The sequence below is a fragment of the Haemophilus haemolyticus genome (assembly GCF_003490595.1).
GTDB lineage: Bacteria > Pseudomonadota > Gammaproteobacteria > Enterobacterales > Pasteurellaceae > Haemophilus > Haemophilus haemolyticus_L.
Window position 1 is genome coordinate 34,264 of record NZ_QQGY01000003.1, and the last position, 18,081, is coordinate 52,344.

The 18,081-nt window shown below is 37.5% G+C and carries 17 protein-coding genes and 1 pseudogene; 5 read left to right on the top strand and 13 right to left on the bottom strand.

The annotated features are described in order from the left end of the window. The 3 genes from DV415_RS02900 to DV415_RS02910 all read right to left on the bottom strand — a co-directional run bounded on the left by DV415_RS02900 (position 1) and on the right by DV415_RS02910 (position 2,592). Entirely contained in the window at positions 1-1,128 is a 1,128-nt protein-coding gene (locus tag DV415_RS02900) for an acyl-CoA dehydrogenase family protein (RefSeq protein ID WP_118790191.1), read from the bottom strand. 111 nt (positions 1,129-1,239) lie between these two features. Then, positions 1,240-2,028: a TatD family hydrolase gene (locus DV415_RS02905; RefSeq protein ID WP_118790192.1), complete on the bottom strand. Its 789-nt coding sequence runs from the start codon at positions 2,026-2,028 to the stop codon at positions 1,240-1,242. A 54-nt stretch (positions 2,029-2,082) separates the two neighbouring features. Further along, complete coding sequence (locus tag DV415_RS02910) at positions 2,083-2,592, bottom strand: peptidylprolyl isomerase (protein ID WP_118790193.1); 510 nt, start codon at positions 2,590-2,592, stop codon at positions 2,083-2,085. 102 nt (positions 2,593-2,694) lie between these two features. Here DV415_RS02910 and cysS point away from each other — a divergent pair, with 102 nt between their 5' ends. Beyond that, positions 2,695-4,074, top strand: a complete 1,380-nt coding sequence (gene cysS, locus DV415_RS02915) for a cysteine--tRNA ligase (protein ID WP_118790194.1) — start codon at positions 2,695-2,697, stop codon at positions 4,072-4,074. A gap of 74 nt (positions 4,075-4,148) precedes the next feature. On the opposite strand, the gene DV415_RS02920 is transcribed toward cysS, so the two are convergent. From DV415_RS02920 to nrdD, 3 genes are all read right to left on the bottom strand, one after another. After that, positions 4,149-5,015 carry a ferritin-like domain-containing protein gene (locus tag DV415_RS02920; RefSeq protein ID WP_118790195.1) on the bottom strand — a complete coding sequence of 289 codons (867 nt, stop codon included), beginning with the start codon at positions 5,013-5,015 and terminating at the stop codon, positions 4,149-4,151. 10 nt (positions 5,016-5,025) lie between these two features. After that, a complete protein-coding gene (tesB, locus tag DV415_RS02925) occupies positions 5,026-5,886 on the bottom strand; it encodes an acyl-CoA thioesterase II (protein WP_118790196.1) in 861 nt (286 codons plus the stop codon). A 118-nt stretch (positions 5,887-6,004) separates the two neighbouring features. Then, positions 6,005-8,128: an anaerobic ribonucleoside-triphosphate reductase gene (gene nrdD / locus DV415_RS02930; protein ID WP_118790197.1), complete on the bottom strand. Its 2,124-nt coding sequence runs from the start codon at positions 8,126-8,128 to the stop codon at positions 6,005-6,007. Positions 8,129-8,389: 261 nt separating this feature from the next. Between nrdD and DV415_RS02935 the strand changes: the two genes are divergently transcribed. Both DV415_RS02935 and DV415_RS02940 read left to right on the top strand, forming a co-directional pair. Continuing rightward, positions 8,390-8,794, top strand: coding sequence for a PDDEXK nuclease domain-containing protein (locus DV415_RS02935; RefSeq protein WP_239989705.1), 405 nt, complete (start codon positions 8,390-8,392; stop codon positions 8,792-8,794). A 157-nt stretch (positions 8,795-8,951) separates the two neighbouring features. Continuing rightward, entirely contained in the window at positions 8,952-9,098 is a 147-nt protein-coding gene (locus tag DV415_RS02940; protein ID WP_420897153.1) for a cupin domain-containing protein, read from the top strand. Between the two features lie 133 nt (positions 9,099-9,231). On the opposite strand, the gene DV415_RS02945 is transcribed toward DV415_RS02940, so the two are convergent. From DV415_RS02945 to grpE, 7 genes and pseudogenes are all read right to left on the bottom strand, one after another. Next, complete coding sequence (locus DV415_RS02945; RefSeq protein ID WP_118790198.1) at positions 9,232-9,492, bottom strand: hypothetical protein; 261 nt, start codon at positions 9,490-9,492, stop codon at positions 9,232-9,234. A gap of 12 nt (positions 9,493-9,504) precedes the next feature. Further along, complete coding sequence (locus DV415_RS02950) at positions 9,505-10,557, bottom strand: WG repeat-containing protein (RefSeq protein WP_118790199.1); 1,053 nt, start codon at positions 10,555-10,557, stop codon at positions 9,505-9,507. Further along, positions 10,558-11,919, bottom strand: a complete 1,362-nt coding sequence (locus DV415_RS02955) for a hypothetical protein (RefSeq protein ID WP_118790200.1) — start codon at positions 11,917-11,919, stop codon at positions 10,558-10,560. It abuts the gene before it with no gap. Then, complete coding sequence (locus DV415_RS02960) at positions 11,919-13,064, bottom strand: TRAFAC clade GTPase domain-containing protein (RefSeq protein ID WP_118791525.1); 1,146 nt, start codon at positions 13,062-13,064, stop codon at positions 11,919-11,921. Before DV415_RS02960 ends, DV415_RS02955 begins: the two co-directional genes overlap by 1 nt. 8 nt (positions 13,065-13,072) lie before the next feature. Continuing rightward, on the bottom strand, positions 13,073-14,119 hold the full coding sequence (locus DV415_RS02965; RefSeq protein ID WP_118790201.1) for a hypothetical protein: 1,047 nt from the start codon (positions 14,117-14,119) through the stop codon (positions 13,073-13,075). Between the two features lie 227 nt (positions 14,120-14,346). Beyond that, positions 14,347-14,496 (bottom strand): annotated as a pseudogene (locus tag DV415_RS02970) (DUF417 family protein); the annotation flags it as partial. A gap of 191 nt (positions 14,497-14,687) precedes the next feature. Next, a complete protein-coding gene (gene grpE / locus DV415_RS02975; protein ID WP_153063407.1) occupies positions 14,688-15,284 on the bottom strand; it encodes a nucleotide exchange factor GrpE in 597 nt (198 codons plus the stop codon). Between the two features lie 99 nt (positions 15,285-15,383). Between grpE and DV415_RS02980 the strand changes: the two genes are divergently transcribed. After that, complete coding sequence (locus DV415_RS02980) at positions 15,384-16,274, top strand: NAD(+) kinase (RefSeq protein WP_118791524.1); 891 nt, start codon at positions 15,384-15,386, stop codon at positions 16,272-16,274. A gap of 112 nt (positions 16,275-16,386) precedes the next feature. Continuing rightward, entirely contained in the window at positions 16,387-18,063 is a 1,677-nt protein-coding gene (gene recN / locus DV415_RS02985; RefSeq protein ID WP_118791523.1) for a DNA repair protein RecN, read from the top strand. The last annotated feature ends 18 nt before the right edge of the window (positions 18,064-18,081 follow it).

The following is an 18,081-nucleotide window of genomic DNA, read 5'->3' on the forward strand; positions in this document are numbered from 1 at the left end:
TTATGGAATTTGTTGACCTGTAATGGCTTTACCTAACCAAATATTTAGCACATCGACACTTGGCGCCATCACTTGACTTGCTAATGCATCGCGTAAATAGCGTTCCATTGGCCCCATTTTGTTATAGGCCTTACCACCGCCAATGCGCATACCAATTTGTGCAAGGGTAATAGCATTTTCGCTCGCAAGAATTCGGGCAGCTAATAATTTAGCTAATGCATCAGCATCACCTTCTGTGGCTGCACGAGCCGCATCTTGCGTAGCGCATACAGCCGCATTCGTATTTGCATAGATTTTAGCTAAGTGAATTTGCACAGTTTCGATTTCAGCTAATGCAGTGCCCGATGTGTATTTACGGTGTGTTGAATGTTTAATTGCCTCAGTGAGCACTGCTTTACAGACGCCGCTATAGACAGCAGCCAAGCCACAAATAAAGGCAGGTGCAATGCCACCAAATACTTGTTCTGCGCCTGCGCCAACTTCGCCAATGCGCCAGCCACGATCTAATGGCATATCGGTCATTCGCATAAAGCAAGAGACATTGCTACGCATACCTAAGCCATTCCAGCTATCGGCTTCAAAAGTTAAGCCTTGAGTACCAAGTGGAAGCACCCAGTTATCAATAGTTTCACCATTTTCGGAAGGCAAAAGCGCTAAATAATAAGAAGCGTAATTGCCAGATGTCACCATGGATTTTAAGCCATTGAATACCGCATGTTCAGCATTAAATTGTGCGGTTGCATCGGTAATATAGAAGTGGGTACCAGTGCCTAATTCACTATAGGCGAGTGCGGCAAAGGTTTGATTTTGAACAATGTCAGAAAAGATTTTTTGTTTGAGTTGATCACTGCCGAATAGATTTAAACAATTCACTGCAACATTGCTCATCATGTAACAGAGACCAGCAGAGGCTGAACTTTCTGCTAACGCCATACAGACTTCAGCATGTTCTTTCAGGGTTAATCCCATTCCGCCGTATTCTTTTGGAATTAAAAGTGAAAACCAGCCAGCTTTACCTAATTCCTTAAATGCCTGAACAGGAAATTCTTTTTTTTGATCGAGTTCGTCGGCGTAAGGCTCAATAAACTGTTCCGCTAACTTTCTCACCTGAGTATAGATTTGCGACATAATATATCCTTATTGTGTGTTGAGAAAAACTTTCTACGAGGCGGATATTATTATGCTCGGTTTCTTTTTTCCAGTATTTAATTCAAAATAATTTCAGTAATGTGACGTGGATCAAGAAAAAATCTGGCAAGCATTTTCCCATGTGACTTTTTTAATCAATTCAGCAGGTTCATTTCTTAAGGCGCAAAGGGCTTTGAAACTTTCCACAATACGCTCTGGTCGATTAGGTTGTCCTTGAAAACCAAATACAGGCATATCAGGACTGTCTGTTTCCAACACTAAGGCGTCAAGTGGTAGTTTTGCAATCGCTTGACGAGTTTTATTGGCGCGTTCATAAGTGATAGTGCCGCCAACCCCGATTTTATAACCTAAATCAACAAAGCGTTTTGCTTGATCGTAGCTTCCTGAAAAACCGTGTACCACGCCAAGTTTAGATAATGGAATACGTTTTAAAAAAGTAAAAATTTGATCATGGGTTTTTCGACTGTGAATATTGACGGGTAAATTAAATTGCTTTGCCAAATAAAGTTGGCTTTCAAAAAAATGGCATTGTTTTGCCCAAAGTTCATCGGTGAGCAAATCAGGAATCGCGCGTTCTAAACCAATTTCTGCCACCGCCGTGCAATTTGCATCACGATTTTTTAAGGCTTGTTCTAACAGAATTAAATCATTTTCGGCGTGTTCTTGAATATAAAGAGGATGGAGCCCAAGCCCATAGCGCAAATTATCAGGAAAAAGTGCGGTCATATTTTGGATTGTTTTAAAATCAGTTTCTTTCACCGCCACAATCAGTATTTTTTGCACATCGGCTTGCTTAGCATTATCAATAAGCTGTGACAACGGTTCCCCTGTAAATTGTTGGAGATAATCGAGATGCGTGTGAGTGTCGAAGAAAGGCATGAGCATTTTCCTTTAGGTCGATAAAAAATGGCGGAATTTATCCGCCATTCACCATTATTCTACTGAAACTGATGTAATAACCACATCTTCAGTTGGAACATCTTGATGAAAGCCTTTGTTGCCTGTCTTCACTTTTTTGATTTTATCAACAACATCCATACCTTCAACTACTTCACCAAATACCGCATAGCCCCATTCTTGAACGACTTCGCGACCAAACATTTCTTTTGAACAATAATTTAAGAAATCATTGTCTGCCACGTTAATGAAGAATTGTGCTGTCGCTGAATGTGGATCTGAAGTGCGTGCCATTGCAATGGTTCCACGTTTGTTACTTAAACGATTGTTCGCTTCATTTTGGATTGGTGCTTTGGTTGCTTTTTCGTGCATACCGCTTTCCATACCACCGCCTTGAATCATAAAGCCATCAATAACACGATGAAAAATTGTGTTATTATAAAAACCGTCTTTGCAGTAATTTAAGAAGTTTTCTGCTGTAACTGGAGCTTTATCAAAATCCAATTTAATTTTAATGTCGCCAAAGTTTGTGTGTAACGTAACCATTTTGTTTTCCTTCTGAAAAATTAAGGGTCGTATTATTCCACAATCGAGGTAAAAGTGCTATAAAAGTGCGGTTTGTTTTTATTTCATTTTACGAGCTTAAAAATGCTAAAAATTTTCAATACCTTAACGAGAGAAAAAGAAATCTTTAAACCTATCCATGAGAATAAAGTGGGAATGTATGTTTGTGGCGTCACTGTTTATGATTTGTGTCATATCGGTCATGGACGCACTTTTGTGTGCTTTGATGTGATTGCTCGTTATTTACGTTCTTTGGGTTACGATTTAACTTATGTGCGTAATATTACGGACGTAGATGACAAAATTATTAAACGTGCGTTAGAAAACAAAGAAACCTGCGATCAACTTGTGGATCGTATGGTGCAAGAAATGTATAAAGATTTTGATGCACTTAATGTATTACGCCCTGATTTCGAGCCTCGTGCGACCCATCATATTCCTGAAATTATTGAAATTGTGGAAAAATTAATTAAACGCGGACATGCTTATGTCGCGGATAATGGCGATGTGATGTTTGATGTAGAAAGCTTCAAAGAATACGGCAAATTATCCCGTCAAGATCTTGAGCAATTACAAGCTGGTGCACGTATTGAAATCAATGAAATCAAGAAAAATCCAATGGATTTCGTGCTTTGGAAAATGTCGAAAGAAAACGAACCAAGTTGGGCTTCCCCTTGGGGGGCAGGTCGTCCAGGTTGGCACATTGAATGTTCGGCAATGAATTGCAAACAGCTTGGCGAGCATTTTGATATTCACGGTGGTGGCTCTGATTTAATGTTCCCTCACCACGAAAATGAAATCGCCCAATCTTGCTGTGCGCATGGTGGTCAATATGTGAATTATTGGATCCATTCCGGCATGATTATGGTGGATAAAGAAAAAATGTCGAAATCCCTCGGCAATTTCTTTACTATTCGCGATGTATTAGGTCACTACAATGCAGAGGCTGTACGTTATTTCTTATTAACGGCACATTATCGTAGCCAGCTCAATTATAGCGAAGAAAACTTGAATTTAGCGCAAGGTGCGTTGGAACGTTTATACACGGCTTTGCGCGGAACAGAGCAAAGTGCGGTTGCTTTTGGCGGGGAAAATTTTGTAGAAACCTTCCGTGAAGCAATGGACGATGATTTTAATACGCCAAATGCACTTTCTGTTTTATTCGAAATGGCGCGTGAAATTAACAAGTTAAAAATAGAAGATGTTGAGAAAGCCAATGGACTTGCCGCGCGTTTGCGTGAATTGGGTGCGATTTTAGGATTACTTCAACAAGAACCAGAGAAATTCTTACAAGCAGGTTCCGACGATGATGAAGTGGCAAAAATTGAAGCACTGATTAAACAACGCAATGAAGCTCGCGCTGCTAAAGATTGGTCTGCCGCAGATGCAGCGCGTAATGAGCTCACCGCTATGGGCATCGTATTAGAAGATGGTCCGAATGGAACAACTTGGCGTAAGCAATAAATTCAAATGTTAAATTAATTTCATTAAAAAGACTAAGTTCAGAATGTAATAGAACTTAGTCTTTTGTTTTTTCATCATTTCTTAATATAGGATTTCAAGGTTTGTTCCACTTCATAAATCCAATCCAACTCATGCTGCGTGAAACCCGCTTGAATACGAGCATCGGTATTAATGACACCTTTAAAAATTACAATACGATATTTGTGTAACAGCTCAGTAAAGCATTTCATCGCATCTAAACCTCGTTTTTTAGAAAGTGCGTGATACCAATGATTGCCGATATACACATGGCCAATTTCATCACGCAAAATAATATCCAAAATGTTCACAGCGGCAAAATCTTTACGTTGTGCGATTTTCTCTTGCAGAACAGGTGTTGCATCGAGGCCTCTTGCTTCTAATACACGAGGAACTAACGCCATTCGTTCCCAAATATCGTGAGCGGTGGCTTGCGCCATTTCCCATAATCCAGCATGAGCTTCAAAATCACCGTATTGATAACCCAATGTTTTCAAATGTTCATTGACTAAGGAAAAGTGCGTGCTTTCTTCACGAGCGACACGCAGCCAATCTTTTACAAAAGCCAAACCTTCACTAAGTTCTTCTTGTGCATTACGCCCGAATCGCCAAGCTGCATCTAGGCCTAAATTAATCGCGTTAAACTCAATATGTGCGATAGCGTGGAATGTTGCTGCATAGCCTTCTTCTGTGGCAAAAGAACGTTTTGGCACATCTTTAGGTGCAACTAAGAGCGGTTTTTCAGGAAAAGCGGCAATATTATCTTGCGGCACGACTTCGGGAAAATCTTCTAATTTTATCAACTGTATTTGTGGCAGAAGATTATCGTAGAGAGCATTAACTAAACTGCATTTTTCTTGTGGATTTGCTGTTTTCAGCGCTGTTTCAACTTGTTGCCAAAATTGTGTAATAAGTGCGGTCATTTTTTCTCTCTTATTCGTTAAAACGGATCAAGCCTTCTTGTTGCGTTGTCGCGATTAATTGACCATCTTGCGAGAAAATCTGCCCGCGTGCCAAGCCGCGCCCACCAAAGGCATTATTGCTTTCAATTGCGTGCAAATGCCAGTGATTTAAATCAAACGGGCGATGGAACCAAATACTATGATCAATGGTTGCGACTTTCATTCCTTTTTGTAAAAAGCCTTTTTCGTGCGGATGAAGTGCGGTCAAAATACAGTGAAAATCGGAAAAATAAGCCAATAAACATTGCTGAATTTTTATATCAAGCGGCGTTTCACCATTGGTTTTAAACCAAGAATATTGCTCGGCTGGCAATTTTGTCCCATTAAATGGGTTATTCAAATATTTAGTGCGTACCTCAAATGGACGCTCTGCGGCAAATTTTTCATTGAGTGGTTCTGGCAAGGTTTGAGCCACTTTTTGTAGCATCACATTTTCATCTGTAAAGTCTTCAGGTGTACCAACATTTGGCATCGTATTTTGATGTTCAAAACCTTTTTCAGGCACTTGGAAAGAAGCGGTTACATGACAAATGGTATTTTTATGTTGAATGGCTTTTACGCGTAATGCAGAAAAGTTACGCCCTTCACGCAAGGTTTCCACATCGTAAATAATCGGATATTGGCTGTCTCCAGGAGCAAGAAAATAGGCATGACAAGAATGTAAAATGCGATCTTCTGGCGCCACCTGCATTGCTGCAGATAATGCTTGAGCCACAACTTGCCCACCAAATACTTGACGAAAACCTAAATCTTGGCTTTCACCACGAAAGATTAAATCATCAATTTTTTCAAGTTTAAGAAGATGAATGAGGTTATTGAGAATATTTGACATATTGCTTTCCTTGAGGATAAGAAAAAGTGCGGTTATTTTAGCGGAGATTTTGGGGAATGCCAAAGTTGGAAACAAAAAGCACGCATTAAAAAATACGTGCTATTGCTAGAGAATTAAATCAAAGATGTTTAACTCTTCTCTTCACTTCTTCCTGTTTTCCCGCATTAAATGGGCGGGCATCAGGGCTGCCCAGATAGCCACATACGCGGCGAGTGACAGACACTTTTGTGCTATCATGATTGCCACATTTCGGGCAAACAAAACCTTTACTGGTACATTCAAACTCGCCAGTGAAACCACATTCATAACATTCGTCAATCGGTGTGTTTGTGCCGTAGTAAGGCACGCGATCGTAGCTATAATCCCACACATCTTCCAATGCTTTTAAGTTGTGTTGAATATTGGGATATTCTCCGTAGCAAATAAAACCGCCGCTGGCGAGTGGGGGATATGCCATTTCGAAATCCAGTTTGTCGTAAGGATTCACTTTCTTTTCTACATCTAAGTGGTAACTATTTGTGTAGTAGCCTTTATCCGTGACGCCTTCAATCACGCCAAATTTTTTGGTGTCTAAACGGCAGAAGCGGTCGCATAAGTTTTCGCTTGGCGTGGAGTAAAGGCTGAAGGCATAGCCAGTTTCTTTTTGCCAGCGTTTCACTGCCTCGCTAAGGTGGCGAACAATCGCAATGCCTTTTTCGCGTAATTGTTCATCATCAAAAATATGTCCTTTGTTATATAGCGCATTAATGGTTTCGTGAATACCGATATAGCCAAGTGAAATAGAGGCGCGCCCATTTTTGAAAATTTGTGCCACATTTTCATCCGCTTTTAACCGCACTCCGCATGCGCCTTCCATATAAAGAATGGGGGCAACGCGAGCTTTGGTATTTTCAAGGCGGGCAATACGCGTCATTAATGCTTTCTTCGCAATAGCCAAACGCTCATCTAAAGTGCGGTAGAAATCTTCTTCGTTTTTAGACTCCAACGCAATACGCGGTAAATTCAAACTTACTACACCAAGATTATTACGCCCATCGTGAATTTCGTGGCCGTTTTCTTCGTATGCTCCTAAAAAGCTACGGCATCCCATTGGAGCTTTAAAAGAGCCCGTGACTTTGACAACTTGATCGTAATTGAGAATATCTGGATACATACGTTTTGATGCACATTCCAATGCGAGTTGTTTGATATCGTAATTCGGATCGCCTTGAGTTTGGTTCAAGCCTTTTTTAATGGTGAAAACAAGTTTTGGAAATACTGGCGTTTTATGATTTTTTCCAAGTCCACGAATACGATTTTTCAAAATAGCTTGCTGAATTAAGCGAGATTGCCAGCTTGTACCTAAACCAAAACCAAAGGTAACAAATGGCGTTTGCCCATTCGACGTATGCAGTGTATTAACTTCATATTCTAAAGATTGGAAGGCATCGAAACATTCTTTTTCAATCAATGCTTTTGCATAACCTTCAACATCAGGTACATTCCATTCTTGGGCATGTTTGAGGTGTTTTTCGTAACTGATTTGTACATAAGGAGAAAGTACTTCATCAATGCGATTAATGGTTGTACCGCCGTAAATATGGCTGGCAACTTGAGCGATAATTTGTGCTGTCACTGCAGTTGCGGTGCCGATAGATTTTGGGGGTTCGATTTCCGCATTGCCCATTTTGAAACCACGAGAAAGCATCCCTTCTAAATCCACTAACATACAGTTAAACATTGGGAAGAACGGTGCGTAGTCTAAATCGTGATAATGAATTTCACCTTTTTCGTGAGCCTCTACTACATCGCGTGGAAGAATATGGTGTTTGGCATAATGTTTTGCCACAATACCAGCTAGCAAATCACGTTGCGTTGGAATCACTTTCGCGTCTTTATTGGCGTTTTCGTTAAGTAATTCTACGTTGCTTTGTTCAATCAAACCTTCAATTTCTTTTGTTAGCTGGCTACGTTTTTCTCGCGCTAAATCACGATCATGACGATATTCGATATACGCACGAGCAATCTCGGGATAACGACTTGCCATCAATTTATCTTCAACGATTTTTTGAATCTGATTAATATCAATCTCGCCTTGATGATGGGTGAAAATTTCATTTCCTACTTCTTGCACAATTTGGTGGCAATAAAATTCATCGGAAATATTGACCGCACTTGCGGCTTTTTTAATGGCATTGATGATACGTTGAATCTCAAATTCCGCACGAGAACCATCGCGCTTGATGACCCCAAAGTTACTCATGATATAGCTCCAATATATAGTGTTTTTGAAATGCGGACTGCACTATATATAGATCTAAAAGGATAATCAACACACAATATGTAGTGTTTTTAGGCGTTTTATTGCAAGAGAATTTTGTTAAAGATTGATTTTATTAGAAAAATATTAAATTAAGTTGTTGAGAACTTTTCTCAAATATTTTTTAATTTTGTGAGCGAGATCAAAGTTTTGATTTTTTAAATGGAGGGAGAGTGTGAACAATAAAATTAATCATATAATTTTATGCTTGAGCTTGGTAAAGGTTTTGCCCTAGAGTCTCGTCAAGGACATATTCGCACGGAAACTTGTGATTTCTTTATCGATCTGGTTTTCTATAACTATATTCTGAAATGCTTTGTAACTGTTGAACTGAAAACAGAAAAACTGACTCATCAAGATATTGGGCAGCTGGATATGTATGTGCGAATGTATGATGCTTTGAAAAAGCTTCCAAATGATAACCAAACCATTAGTTTGTTGCTTTGCGCAGAAACCGACGCTGTCGTGGCAAAATATTCTGTTCTGCACGATAATCCACAACTTTTCGCGAGCAAATATGTGCATTATTTGCCAACCGAAGAAGAGCTAGTCCACGAAATTGAGCAACAAAAGCTTTATTTAGAAGAACTTAATTGGTTTTATCCATAACCTTACTTTCATTACAGGAAGTAAGGTTTATTTATTTTTGCTAGATAATCTCTTCACAAAATCCTTCTTTATCCTATTTTTAACCGCATTTAAATGCATTCCATCAAAACCAAACGCATTTAATATACAAATTATTAAATCAAATTAGGAATAAAATATGTTAAAAATTAGACGTGCAAATGAACGAGGTCACGCCAATCACGGTTGGTTGAATGCTTATCACAGCTTCTCTTTTGCGGATTATTTCGATCGTAACCGTATGCATTTTTCAGATTTGCAGGTAATTAACGAGGATTTTGTGTAGCCGACCATGGGCTTTGGAATGCATCCGCATAAAGATATGGAATTTTTGTTGTTTGATTTGAGATAGTAAGATTTTTTCTAAAAAACACCGCTTGTATTATGCTTACAAGCGGTGGGATTTTAAGAGAAATCAGCTATCTGAATATACGTTTTACATCGCAAGTTTCGTCATTTTGGAAGATAAGTTTGTTATCGTAAGAATATTGCTCGTAAGATAAAACAGCCTCATCTCCTTGAGCATATTCATGACAGAACTCAGTTTCAATATAAATTCCATCAGAAGTACGATATAAATTTGTATCTAATCTCGTTACTTCGACTTTATAAAATTCAGCTATGGCAATGGCAGGAATTGCTAATAAACCTAAACATAATAATTTGTTTTTGTAGAACATTTTAATTCTCCATTATTCTTGATAATTAATCCATTGTGCCTGCTTATTGATGTAGCCAGTATGCCCATTGTAAGTAATTTTTGTTACGCCATTTTTAAAAGCGCCCCATATAACATTATCTAATGTTGGTGAAATCACCCAAACTCCATTTTTATCAATAAAACCCCATTTACCACCTTGACAGTTGTTACCGTACCCTGTTTCAGAGACAGCAGCTAAGCCTTCGCTGAAATACCATACGCAGGAAAATTTAGGATAAATTTGATACTGGCCATTTGTATTAATATAGCCCCATTTCCCATCCGTTGTTTTCACTGCGGCCAAACCATCATAGAAATCAGCGGTATAAGCCCATTGTGGTTTTATTATGAATTGTCCATCTTGATTGATATGTCCCCACAATGCGCCATCTTGATATTTCGCTAAGCCATAACGGAATTTTTTGCCTTTTGCCCTTGCTTTGATCGCATCGACTTCGGCTTTACGCTGTTTGGCTTCTTCGCTTAAACGTGCTTGTTCTTGTGCTTTTGCTTCAGCATCTAATTTGGCTTTTTCTTGGGCAAGCGTTCTCGCTTTTGCTTCCTCTAAAGCGATTTGCTTTGCTTGAACTTTTGCTTGTGCTTCTAATTTCGCTTTTTCTAATGCGACTTTGTCAGCTTTATCTTTCTCATTTTGTTGTTTCATCAACGCACGAGAACGTTCACATGCCTTTAACTCGTTTTGTTTGCACCCCTCTTCATAATAGAACGTTGCTTTTTCTAAATTAGACTGACTTTCATAAATTTCCCCTAACTTATAAGCAGCCAGCCCATTTTTCTGATTAGCAGATTTTTCTAAAAAAGCGATCGCTCTTTCTTTATTTCCTTCCGCAAGTAATAAAGTAGCAAAGTTGAATTGTGATTCTGCATCGCCATCATTTGCTGCCTTTTCACAGAAAGAAATTGAAAGAGCATGCATTGCTTCGTCATTGATTAAGGTTTTACATTGTTCTGCATTTTCATCAGAACATGCGGTTAATAATAGTGGAGAAAGCAAAAGAAATGCTTTTAATTTATTTCGTTTCACTTATTTTCCTCGCTTATTCTTATCTACTTCTAAAGGTAATCTATCAGAAGAGTTTGTTTGAGAACGTAATTCGTTGAGTTTTCCTTCTAATTTAGAATTATCATCTTTTAGTTCAGAAATATAATTTTGTTGATTGGTTATCGTATTGGTTTTCTCTGTTATTTTTTTCTCAGGATCTGAAGATTGACTTCTCATATAAATAAGCAATATTGATAAAACAATCACAATAAATCCCAAAATACCCGATAAAATAATCCAACCTGGTTTGGATACTTTCTGGGGTGGAAACATCACATTATCCGTTGCAGATTTAATTGCAGATGATATTTTAAAACTGAATTCGGTTAGTTTTTTATCTAAACGCTGATCTATTGCAGGAGAAACTTCCGAAATAATACCATTTGCAAATTTTGAAAGCTCAGTTCGACTAAAACCAGTTAACTCACGCATTTGATCGGCTTCATAAAGTAGTTTATTTTTTTCTTCCTCAATTTTATTAACTTGTTGTTGGAAGAGAGTTTCTTGCTCTTGAACCTTCTTATTGATAATCTGCTCTTGCTCTTCATTTAAGCGTTTAATTTCATTTATTGCATCCTGATATTTCTTGCTTAACTCTTGAATATAAGAGTGTAAATAATGAATTTCAGACTTATAAGGTGAAACAAAGACATCTAAACTAAATAATTGTGAAGATGAGATTTGCAAACGCTTCATTTGACGTACTTGTGCAGAAATATGTTCATTTTCTGTAAAGAAGATATCTTTATATTGATAATGTAATCCGCTTGTTACCAAGTACTCTGCGACTTTTAACGCTTCACCCTCTTGGCAATGGATAAATAAAAAGTCAGAAGAGGCGGTTTTCGTAATGCTATTTTTAACAGGTGCAACTAATTGAATTTTTTCTAATGCTTTTGGCGATTCAAATGTTTTACCTGTAATACTGGTATGGTAAGCCTTTTTCTCGTTGTCAATAAAGTGAGTCATTTGATAAATACTTAATTGACGAAGTCCTGAAAAAATATCTATCACGCTACTTGGTGCAAAAGAACTATTGGCCGTTTCAATAAAGCTACCAAAATAAGTGCCTGCTCGACTCTGCCCTTGCTCATAAATAGAGAAGTATTCTGCGAAACCTAAAAGCGAAACATTTTGTTCCGTACGGCTGATTAAGGCATATAAAGGAGCGTCATCACCTAATTTTGGTGAAGGCAAACAACCACCTAAATCTTGCCCTAATTCAAAAGCGGTTTTGCCTAAATTAAATTGTTTGTCAATACCATTATTGGTATATTGACGACCTGCTGGAGTACCGACCAATCCCCAGCCTAAATATTGTTTAAAATTTTGTTCTTGTGCCATTATGCTTTCCCACTAAACCAACGCTTAAATTTGTCCCAACAATTCAGTTCTTTTACGGCTGAAACACCCATACCTTCTTTATATAACCAATTAAAGAATTTTTCTGGACATTCTTTATCAAATTCCGTTAATAAATCTGAATTGACTGAAAATTTACCCATTCGATAAAAAATCGTTTTATTATTTGGCGATTCATTAAAGAAACTATTTGCAAAAGCTGGAATTTTTTCTAATGCATAAAGCATAGGATCGTAACCATTATGTTCAACCGCCGCCATATCGCCAGCAAAGATTTTATCCGCTTTAGAAAGCAGTAAAGCTTTTGGAAATTGCTTATCTTGACTGCTTTGAATATATTGAATTTTGGTAAAGACTTCGCTCAATACATTCATTTGTGGAATTTTGCCGTTATCTGATAAGGATTGATCGTAAACAAAGGCAATTTTGGTTTTTACATTTGACTCTAAAATAGCGGTTAAATAATTTGGCAACATACCCGATTTATTTTTATCTCGACTATGGAATGCTTCTTCTGAATGTTCGCCTGAAGCATCTACAAACACGATCTCAATCGGTGGCTTAGATTTATCCGTTGGCGTAAAAGAAATATGCATTTCAAAGTATTGTTTGGTATCAGTACTGGTTAATTTTTTCGTACCAACAATACCATTAAACCTGTCTTGTAATTGGTAGAATAATTCTTCTTCACTTTCAGTGGTTTTGTCGGTTTGTAGATAAACCACACCACCAATATAATTTTTCATATAGTGAAGCACGCTACCAATAATCCACGTTTTACCTGATGCAGGGCTACCAAAGAATAAAACATAGTGTTTATTCTCAGCGTTTTCATTTAATTCTTTTACACGTTCGTGGTATTCTTCATCAGATAATTCTTTCACTTCACGCTTATCTAATTTTGCCTGCTTAGTGATTGGCGTATGCGTGTAGTTCGAATTGAATTCTGGTAATGGCTCAAAAGAGGAAAATTCATTTTTTTCGATGATAGGTTCTTCCGTTACGAAATCAAGCGGTGGATTTTCTTCCTTACTTTGCTCTGTTTTTTCTAAATCCACAGCAAAAGTGGTTTCTTTTGTTGAAGGTTTTGTTGTTTGCTCTTCGGTTTCAAATGGATTCTTTAACATACCGCCTCCTACATTGAACGACCAGAATGAATTACTTGTGCAGGTTCTTTTTCGTTACGACCGAAGAACACGAGTAAACTTAATACTACCGCCCAGTCGATAAAGAAACACACAATTACAAATAGGAATGCAATAAATGGTTCATTGGTAAATGCAGACTTAAATGAAAATGCAATTTTTCCTACTTCTTGGTTTTCAGAAACCACGTTTTCAAAATTAAATTTAGTTTTATCCTCGTCTTTGAGAGCTTCTTTTGTATTTGTAATAATAGTATTAATTGTACTTACGGTATCTAAATTCATTTGTTTAGCCTGTTTATTAAAGTTATCAGATGCACCAACTGAGATGAATTTTTCTAACAAACGATTAATACTTTCCATTGTTTTTCGCGCTTTTTCGTTATTTTCTTTACGAATATCAAATGTTGCTCGATGATTCTCTGTAACAAATTTCTTATATGCAGATTGCTCAATAATAGCTTTATATCGTTTTGCTAATTGTTCTGGCGTTTGTCCATTTGTACCAAAGTTGGTAATTTTGCCATCTAATATACTTTCAATTTCAGCAATTAATTCTAAAGCACGTTTACCTAAACCAGGACGAGCAGGATCGGTAATTTGGCTGACTAATTGTTGAGTTAAATCATCAATTTTATTCCGTTTTTGACTGACTTCTGGATCGTAATTATCAAGTGCTTTATTCGAAGCGCTTAGCACTTTGTTCAACTCTTCTCTATGTTGATTTAATTCATTTACATAAAGTTGGCTTTCTTGGTAGTTGGTGTAGATTGCATTAAAATTTCCTGTAAAAGAAAATAGTGAAAAGCAAAAGTAGGCAATCAAAAAGCCTAAAACAGGCAGATTATTTAGACGACGGTTACCGATTAAGATGGTAAAACCATATAATAGCATTGTGATTGCGGCAGAAAATCCCCAAGCAATTTCTGCACCAAATAAATCTTTAAATCCGTTACCCGTTTCCCAGAAACTAATCGACATAAAAACAAATAAAGGAATATGTACCCAGCCAGGCAGTTTTTTTGTTGTTGGTTTCATTATGTAAGACCTCAAAAATATCGATGTAAAATTGAGTATAAATCATACCAATAATGAGCAAAAAAAAAACAATCCAATCTCAGATTGTAAATTTTACATATAAAAAAACCGCTTGTAGGAAAATACTACAAGCGGTGAAATTTTGAGATTATTTTGCAAGATTTAAGTCTTGATGCTTTTTATGCTTTCGCTTTTTTTGCCAAAATGCGGTTTTCACATTCTGCGGCTGCAGTTGCGTTCCAAATCCCCGCTAAAGTAAGGATGCCCACAGTCACTATAATCACACCGATGATATAAGAAGATGTGTAAGTACCGTTTTCTTTATGCCATTCAATGTTTTTCGCCACCATTTTGCCTTCAGGGCTTTTGTGAAGGGTTATGCACGCTTAAAGTCGTGTTCTTCTTCGATAAAGGCTGGGCAATGATTTTAGCAACAAATTCAACAAACGCATTAAATGCACTCATAGAGAGCTCATTGAGAGTAGTAAAAAGGAATGAAATTATTGCATATTTATTGATGGATATAAAAAACGGCCGAAAAATCGACCGCTCTTTTTTATCTTATGGCTTAAGCGGCTACCATTACCATCGCTGGGCGAATGACTCGACCATTTAAGGTGTAGCCTTTTTGCAATACGACGCTAATTTGATTGCTTTCAAAGCCTTCAGCAGGTTGCATTGAAATGGCTTGATGTAAGTCAGGATTAAATGCTTCTCCGACAACACCTACAGCTTCCACACCAAAACGACCAACGGTTGAAACTAATTCTTTTAAAGTGAGTTCAACACCGTCAAATAAGGCTTTTACGCTTTCATCTTCTTTATTTGCTGGAGTGGCAAGCGCACGCTCTAGATTATCGATAGTATTTAAAATGTCTTTTGAGAATTTTTCCAATGCGAATTTATGTGCTTTTTCTACGTCTTGTTCAGTACGACGACGAAGGTTTTCAATTTCAGCACGAGAGCGAAGTAAAATATCCTGTTCTTTGTTTGCTGCTTCTTCTATTTGAGTTTTTAGCTGCTCTTCAAGCTCTTGCACGCGGGCAATTGCTTCTTCTAAAGGATCTAGTTCTTGAGAAGGCTCTGCTTGTTGTGCTTCTTCCACAACGACTTCTTCTTGTTTTTCTACTTCTGGGGTTTCAACTTTTTGTTCTTGTTCTGACATTTTTTTCTCCGTAAAACAAAATTGATTAATCGTAATTGGGCATAGTGTAGCAAAAAACGATATAATGACGAAAATGTTAAATTCAAGTGCGGTCATTTTATGAATCATTTATATCGTTCCTTTAAAACTATTGCTCTTGTAGGTAAGCCTCGCAATGACATTAACTTACAAATGCACAAAAACTTATTTCATTGGTTAATGGAACGTGGTTATCAAGTGTTGGTGGAAAAAGAAGTCGCCGTAACACTTGAGTTACCTTTTGAAAATCTTGCTACGTTAGAAGAAATAGGTCGCCGAGCCCAGTTAGCCATTGTGATTGGTGGAGACGGCAATATGCTAGGGCGCGCCCGTGTGTTAGCGAAATATGATATTCCATTGATTGGTATTAATCGTGGTAATTTGGGATTTTTAACGGATATTGACCCGAAAAATGCCTATTCCCAGCTTGAAGCTTGTTTAGAACGTGGCGAATTTTTTGTGGAAGAACGTTTTTTATTGGAAGCAAAAATCGAACGAGCAAGTGAAATTGTATCAACGAGCAATGCGGTAAATGAAGCGGTTATTCATCCCGCCAAAATTGCACATATGATTGATTTTCACGTGTATATCAATGACAAATTTGCTTTTTCTCAACGTTCTGACGGATTAATTGTTTCTACGCCAACAGGCTCAACGGCTTACTCCCTTTCCTCTGGAGGACCTATCTTAACCCCAAATCTCAATGCAATTGCCTTGGTGCCAATGTTTCCTCATACATTAACTTCTCGCCCTCTTGTTGTTGATGGCGATAGTAAAATATCGATTCGTTTTGCTGAACATAATACCTCTCAATTGGAAGTAGGATGCGATAGTCAAATTACCTTACTTTTTACCCCAGATGATGTGGTGCATATTCAAAAAAGCGAGCATAAACTCCGTTTACTTCATCTGAAAAATTATAATTATTACAATGTGCTAAGCACCAAATTAGGTTGGTTAAAATCATTTTGATTATGGTAAAAATTTTCGATTGAAAGAGATTTGACAAAATACTGTAAAAAAATCCTTTACTGTAAATTAAATCAGTTATATTATATTAAATATACAGCTAAAGGATTTTGTTATGCTTACTCAACTTACTATCAATAATTTTGCGATTGTTCGTCAGCTTGATATCGAACTGGCGAAAGGAATGTCTGTCATTACAGGGGAAACTGGTGCTGGAAAATCTATCGCCATTGATGCTTTAGGTTTATGTTTCGGACAGAGAGTGGAAACCTCAATGGTGCGTGAAGGACAAGAACGTGCAGAAATTTGTGCAACTTTCCAACTAGAATCGCAGAATCCTGCTTATCAATGGTTGAATGATCAAGAATTACAAGATCCAGATAATCCAACTGAATGTATTTTACGTCGCATAATTAATGCAGACGGACGTTCTAAAGCTTTTATTAATAGTACTCCTGTATCCGCTTCTCAATTAAAAGAAATTGCTCAATATCTTGTTCATATTAATGGGCAACACGCTTCTCAATTATTGCTAAAAAATGACTATCAGCTTCAGTTAGTTGATAATTTTGCCGCTCATCCTGAATTACTTGTGAAAATGCGTGAAGATTATCAGGCATGGAAAAATCTTCAAAATCAAGTAAAAACCTTTCAACAAAAAGTGGCAGAAAATGAAGCGCGTAAACAACTTTTACAGTATCAAGTGGATGAATTAGATGAATTTAATCTTCGACCAAATGAATATTTGGAATTAGAAGATGAACAACGTCGTTTATCTAGCAGTGAACAGCTAACCCAACTTTCTCAATCAGCCCTGCAAATTTTAAGTGAAAATGATACGGTAAATATCGATAGTTTGCTTTATCGTGCGACACAATATATTGATGAATTAGCTGAACTTGATCCGCAATATGCTGAAGTGCAAAGTATGTTGAATGATGCGTTGATTCAAGTGCAAGAAGCAACCAGTGAAGTGCAAAATTTATCAAGTAATATCGAGCAAGATCCTCAACTTTTACAGGAAATCGAACAGCGAATTAGTCAGGCTTTACAACTTGCTCGTAAACATCAAGTTAAACCTGAAGATCTTGTGGAACATCACAAAAAATTAAAAGCAGAATTAACCGCACTTTTAGATTTTTCTGACAGTGAAGAGATGTTGATTGAGCAAGAAAAACTTGCATTTGAACAAATGCAAGCAACGGCTACAGCATTAACAGCAAGTCGTCAGAAATCAGCAAATCGCTTAGCGCAAAATGTAACACAGTCGATAAAACAACTTGCAATGGAAAACGCTGAATTTTATGTAGAGTTGAATACGGATTTAGATAAAGTGAGTGCAAATGGTGCGGATAATGTGATTTTCACTTTGCGTAGTAATTTAGGACAACAACCGCAGCAATTAGCTAAAATTGCTTCTGGTGGCGAACTTTCTCGTATTTCTTTAGCTATTCAAGTTTTAACTTCTGATCAATCAGCTATTCCAACCTTAATTTTTGATGAAGTGGACGTGGGTATTAGTGGAAAAACAGCAAGTGTTGTTGGAAAACTGTTACGTCAATTAAGTGAACGTTGCCAAGTGTTATGCGTAACTCACTTGCCACAGGTTGCGTGTCATGGCCATCATCAGTTCAATGTAGAAAAATTTACTGTGGATAATAAAACTGAAACACAAATGACCGCACTTTCACAAGCTGAACGTGTACCAGCCTTGGCAAGACTCTTGGGAGGAAGTGAAATTACCGAATTAGCCTTAGCCAATGCACAGGAAATGCTAGATTTAGTTCATTAAAATGGGATTTAATTGCTA